General features: G+C 57.0%; 4 protein-coding genes. 3 read left to right on the top strand and 1 reads right to left on the bottom strand.

Annotation, left to right across the window (positions count from 1 at the left end; all coding sequences use genetic code 11):
- The 3 genes from B5D32_RS14210 to B5D32_RS14200 all read left to right on the top strand — a co-directional run.
- Positions 1-677, top strand: a 677-nt coding sequence (locus B5D32_RS14210) for a helix-turn-helix transcriptional regulator (protein WP_143402798.1), incomplete at its 5' end; no start/stop codon positions are given.
- The gene (locus tag B5D32_RS14205; RefSeq protein WP_159447068.1) at positions 670-2,358 is read left to right on the top strand and encodes a DUF2264 domain-containing protein; all 1,689 of its coding nucleotides are present in this window, start codon (positions 670-672) and stop codon (positions 2,356-2,358) included. The genes B5D32_RS14210 and B5D32_RS14205, both read left to right, overlap by 8 nt.
- A 10-nt stretch (positions 2,359-2,368) precedes the next feature.
- Entirely contained in the window at positions 2,369-3,706 is a 1,338-nt protein-coding gene (locus tag B5D32_RS14200) for a glycoside hydrolase family 28 protein (RefSeq protein WP_078785619.1), read from the top strand.
- A 913-nt stretch (positions 3,707-4,619) separates the two neighbouring features.
- Here B5D32_RS14200 and B5D32_RS14195 read toward each other — a convergent pair.
- A partial coding sequence (locus B5D32_RS14195) for a tyrosine-type recombinase/integrase (protein ID WP_078785617.1) occupies positions 4,620-5,786 on the bottom strand: 1,167 nt, incomplete at its 5' end.

Here is a 5,786-nt window from a genome sequence, read left to right as displayed (position 1 = left end):
AGGCCCCTGCCGACACCGCCGCCCTGCATCCGCTGCAGGAGGCCGTGGCTGCCGGCTTTGTCGAGACCGACCGGGAAATTTTCAACCGTGCGGTGGAAAACCTGCTGGCCGCTGTTCCGCCCATCACCGATGGCCGCGCCGATGCGGCTGTCTACCACCTGCTTGTCTGCCGGCGCATGGTGCAGGCGCGGCTGGAACGCTCCGGCGTGCAGTGCGCGGGCGGCAGCAACGACCTGCTGGATGCCGCGCGCGAGACCGCCGATTACCCGGCGCTGGAAGCACTGTTCAAAAAATCGCTGGAGGAGCTGTACGGCCAGATGGCCGGGCAGGTCAAGAAAAATGAACATAAGGACATTCAAAAGGTGACCGACTATATTGCCGCGCACTACTGCGAGAACCTGACGCTGGAGGTGCTGGCAAAGCATATCCACATGAATCCGTTCTATTTCAGCAGCTATTTTAAAAAGCAGCTGGGGCAGAATTTCAAGGATTACCTGAACCGCGTGCGGATGGAACACGCGCTGGAGCTGCTGTTAAACAGCGATAAGCGCAGCTACGAGATTGCCGAGGAGGTCGGCTTCAAGGACTACCGCTATTTTAACGAGGTGTTCAGCCGCTACTATGGCAAGACCCCTGCGGCCTACCGCAAGAGCTTTAAGGAGCAAAACAATGGATAACGAGCGCACACAGTGGGCCGCCCGGATGCTGGCCCTGCTGGAACCGTTGAAAAGCCGCCTGACGCCGGGCGGCAGCGGCTTTGCTTTGGGCGCAACCGCCGCCCATTACGAAACCGCGACCATCCCGATGGAGGCCTTCAGCCGCCCGCTGTGGGCACTGGTGCCGTTCTGGGCGGGCGGCGGTCATGATGCCGCGTGGGAAGAAATCTACCGCCGCGGTCTTGTGTCCGGCACGACCCCCGGCGGGCCGGGGTATTGGGGCAGCTGCCGCGACCTTGACCAGAAATTTGTCGAGATGGCGGCGATCGCCTACGGTCTGCTGCTGACCCCCGATGTGCTGTGGGACCCGCTGACCGACACCGAACGCGAAAATCTGGCAAAGTGGCTCGACAACATCAACCACTATGAGTGCAGCCACAGCAACTGGCAGTTCTTTTGCATTCTGGTCAACTGCGCACTGAAAAAACGCGGTATGCCGTATAATAAAGAACGGCTGGAATTGGGGCTGGCCCGCATTGACAGCTATTATGACACCCACGGCTGGTACTTTGACGGCAAGGGCGGCATGAAAGACTACTATAACGGCTTTGCCATCGTATTTTACTCGCTGCTCTACGCTATGACGATGCAGCAGGATGACCCTGCGCGGTGCGAAAAATTCCGCGCCCGCGCCTGCAAGTTTGCGCAGGATTTTATCTACTGGTTTGATGAAAACGGCGCGGCGGTCGCCTATGGCCGCAGCCAGACCTACCGCTTTGCACAGGCGGCATTTTTCTCGCTCTGCGCGGCGGCAGAGCTGCCGGTGTTCACGCCGGGCATTATCAAGGGCATTGTCACGCGGCATCTCGACTGGTGGGCGGCGCAGCCTATCACCGATAACGGCGGCGTGCTGACGATCGGCTACGCCTACCCGAATCTGATGATGTCGGAAAACTACAACGCCCCCGGCTCCCCCTACTGGTGCATGAAGGCGTTTGCGTTTCTGATGCTGCCCGCGGCGCATCCCTTCTGGCAAACCCCGGCGGAGCCGCTGCCCGCACTGGACGCCGTGCGCCCGCTGCCCGGTGCCGAGATGCTGGCCCAGCGGGTAAACGGCATGGCCGTGCTGTACCCGGCGGCGCTGCGGGTCAAACACCCTTTCCCCCAGATGGAGGAAAAGTACGCAAAGCTTGCTTACTGCTCACGCTATGCGTTCAGCGCCGCGCGCAGCCAGCGCACGCTGGAGGAGGCTGCGCCGGATTCGGTGCTGAGCTTCCGGTATCTCGGGCATATCTTCGTCAAGGCTGCGCCGGAGTCGTGGGAAATGACGGAGAACGGGACCCGCGCCGTCTGGTTGCCGCTGCCCGGCGTGCAGGTTGTGACGGAGATTGCTTTGTGTGATGGCGGGCATCTCCGCCGCCATACGGTTATGAGTGAAATCGCCTGCGAGGCGTTCGATGCCGGGTTTGCCGTCCCCGATGACTGCCCCGGCGCAGCACACAGTTGCACCGCCGCTGCCGCCCGCGCGGAACATCCCGGCGGCTTCTGTGCGGTAGAGGACTTGACCGATTGCGGCACGCCGCTGGTTTTGGAACCCATGCCCAATACGAGCCTGCAGTACCCCCGCACGGTCATCCCGATGGTACAGTATGCGATCCATCCCGGCACAACGGTGCTGGAAACAAAGGTGACATTTGCCTGAGGAAAGCAAGATGAATGATAGTTTCGATCCCCGCAGCTACGGGGCTGTGGCTGACGGTCACAGCAAAGACACGGCTGCCGTGCAGGCGGCGATAGATGCCGCAGCCACGCAGGGCGGCACGGTACGGCTGGCAGGCGGTACATTTGTCTGCGGTACGCTGTACCTGAAAAGCAATGTGGCGCTGGAAATCACCAACAGCGCCACCCTGCTGGCCAGCCCCGATATTGCCGACTATGGCACCGATACCCACCACAACCGCTACCGCAACGAGCCGGAGCTGGACCGCTGTTTCCTGTTTGCCCAAGCTGCCGAAAATGTCACAATTTGCGGCAGCGGCGTCATTGACGGCAATGCCGCCGCGTTCCCCAACGCAGGCAGCATCTACCGTCCCATGCTGCTGCGGGTGCTGCGCTGCCGCAATGTCCGCGTACAGAACCTGCGGCTGCTGAATGCTGCCGCGTGGACAACGGCATTTCTGGACAGCGATTTCATTTGGGCAACCGACCTGCACATTGAGAATCACCGGAACTACAACGGTGATGGTCTGGATTTTGACGGCTGCCGCCATGTCTGGGTGCGCGGTTGCTATATCGACGGCACCGACGATAACCTCTGCCTGCAATCCAGCGGTCTGCCCGTGCAGGATGTGCATATTTCCGACTGCGCATTTACCTCGGTCTGCGCGGGCATCCGCATCGGGTTAAAGTCCATCGGCGAGATTTCCGGCGTGGTTATCTCCAACTGCACGATGCGCAATATCTGGCGCGAGGGCATCAAGCTGGAATGCACCGAGGGCGGGAGCATTACAGATATTCTGGTGGAGAATGTCACCATGCACAATGTCCGCCGCCCGATTTTTGCGATTTTGAACAACCGCTACCGCCCGGACGATTTGGGCAGCAGTGTAGAGTTAGACCACATACCGCCCATCGGCACGATGGCCAGACTGCGGTTTGTCGGCATCACAGCTGTAGATGACGAGGGAATGGCCCACGCCCAGCGCCGTTTTGACAACGACATCATGGGCGAGCCGAAGTTCGGCGGCTGCCGCCTTGACGCCAACGCCGCCCACCCGATAGAGGATGTGACGATCCGGGACTTCTGGTATACAGCCATCGGCGGCGTGCGCCTTGCCGACCTGCCCGCCGCGCCCTACCCGGAGGTCCCCGACCGCCTGCAAGCTCCCACCGCCCCCGGCAGCGAGAACTATTATCCGGATTGGAGCCGCACCACCCACTTGGACGCGCGCAATGTGCGGGGGCTTACGCTGGAAAATCTGCACTTCAACACTTTGTACCCTGACGAGAGACCTAAGATGCTGACAGAGGGTCCTACGGTTATGTTATAATTATACAGCTTCAGCAGTAGATGGTGCAATCGTAAGTTGTCCTCTCCGGTGTTAAGTTGTACGCATCACGGCAAGATTCCAGTGGAAAAAATCCGTTTTTTGTAGTTTTACGGATAGGATACGATAGTATCTTAGTATTTTATTTATTTAGTATTTATTTGTGCAGGATTTGCCTGTACAGGGAAATCCCGTCTAGGTAAATGCCGTTGTGGTAAAATAAAAAATCCCCGGGAAGCGGGGAATTTGGGGCAATATTTGGCTGGGAGGGCACCGCTCCGACGCGGTGTGAATGCGCCCAAAAAAGGGCGTTTCTCGCGGCGACAGGGGCGGTGTGCGGGGATTGTGTGAAGTGGTGCTTGCGTACAACTTCTTGCTAGAGAGTAAAATTTCATCATTAGTTCGTGGGGCGTTTCCTGTGTAAGAACCCTGTGATGGGGGTATTCGCATTTCTCAATGAGACCAAAGCTGCGCATTTATTTGAGCGTTGCGAGCCAGAATCCGTCCTGCCGATTTGCCCCCAAAACTGCCCCCAAAAGGGTTTGGAACGGGTCAGCACCGTATAGTACCCTTTTGTACACATGGGACAAAAGCTGTTTTACCCTTTGGTACACAATACCACAAAACCCAACAAAACGGCACTGTAACGCATAAATTTTAGATTTCTCATAACCCGGAGGTCGCAGGTTCAAGTCCTGTCTCCGCAACCAACAAAAGCTCGTTGAAACGACAAGTTTCAACGAGCTTTTTTCTACATTATGGCAAAAGTGGTAACGATCTGGTAACTTTGACCCCAAAATGACCCCAAAACGGGAAAACGACTGCGCCCGGACGGTTGAGATTTTCAACCGCCCGGGCGCTTTTTGTGGATAAATCTTGCGGAGTTGGCAGGTAAATATAGGAGCGGTCGGTGCGGTCAGCTTGCCTTGACGAGTACCAACACGCTGTTGTTCGGTACGACGATCTGTTCCTGTTTGGTGGGAATGGGTGGGTTCTTATATTGGCGCAGGACTTTTTGGATTTGCTGTTTGACCTCCAGCAGGGCGGCGTCTAATGTTGATGTAGTGATGACGATTTTGGGGAAGTCGGGAACATGGGCTGTGCAGCCGTCCGTGGATAAGGTGCAGAGTACAGGGTAGGGCTGGTTCTCCACAAAGATGCTGTACTGCATCCCGAACATATCGTCCATCTTGTCCATCTCGCGCCGTTTGTGTTCGTCCATGCTGTGGACGTATGTGTCCATTGTGAACGCAACGGAATAATGACCGAGAATGGCTGACAGGGTCTTGTAGTCCATGCCGCGCTCCAGCGCACGGGTGGCGAACGTGTGCCGCAGGGCGTGGAAGGTAAAGTGCCCGATGTCGGCATCCTTCAACAATCGGTCGTAGTAATCCTTGAAAGTTTTCTGCTCAAAGTAGTGTCCAAACTCGTTGGTGACGATGAAGCCATCGTTGGTGTACTTATCCCCTGCCCGAATCTTGTCCTGCGCCTGCTGCTGTTTCGAGCGGGTAAGCTCGTCTGCCATTGTGCGGGTCAGCGGAATCGTGCGGCGGGAGTTTTTCGTTTTGGGTGTACCGAATACGATTTCGGTTTTGTTTTCGCCGTCGTGGGCTTCGTACTTGGCAAGGCGGTTAATCGTGCGCCTGACATGAAGCTGCGCGGTGGAAAAGTCGATGTCCTCCCACTTCAGCGCCAGTAATTCCCCCATGCGTAATCCGGTACACAAATCCAGCCGGATAAATACCCCATAGCGATGGCGGTAGCTGGCTTGCACCAGCGCCCGTTGCTGGTCGTTGGTAAATACTACAATTTCGGGCTTTTCTCCGCTGGGCAAGGTCACGGCATCGCAGGGATTGTACACTAACAAGCGCTCCTTTACGGCCTGTTGTAAGCACTTGTGTAATGCCATGTGGTAGTTGCGCAAGGTCTTGGGGGATAATCCTTCCTCACGGAATTTGTAGTTGTAAAACTCCTGCAAGGTGTGCGGCTCCAGCTTTTTAAGCAGGATTTTCCCCAGCACACAAAAGTGCTTGTTGAGATAACTGCGGTAGCTGGCGTAAGTAGATTGCTTGACGGTGTCCTT

Origin of the sequence: Gemmiger formicilis (genome assembly GCF_900167555.1) — a bacterium.
In the GTDB taxonomy this organism is placed as follows: Bacteria; Bacillota; Clostridia; order Oscillospirales; family Ruminococcaceae; genus Gemmiger; species Gemmiger formicilis.
The sequence above is the reverse complement of the archived record's forward strand: the minus strand, read 5'-3'. Positions and strand labels throughout refer to the sequence as shown.

Bases quoted from the DNA above. Each gene is read 5' to 3' on its own strand.
- B5D32_RS14205 (WP_159447068.1), top strand. From the start codon at position 670: ATGGATAACGAGCGCACACAGTGGGCCGCCCGGATGCTGGCCCTGCTG.
- B5D32_RS14200 (WP_078785619.1), top strand. From the start codon at position 2,369: ATGAATGATAGTTTCGATCCCCGCAGCTACGGGGCTGTGGCTGACGGT.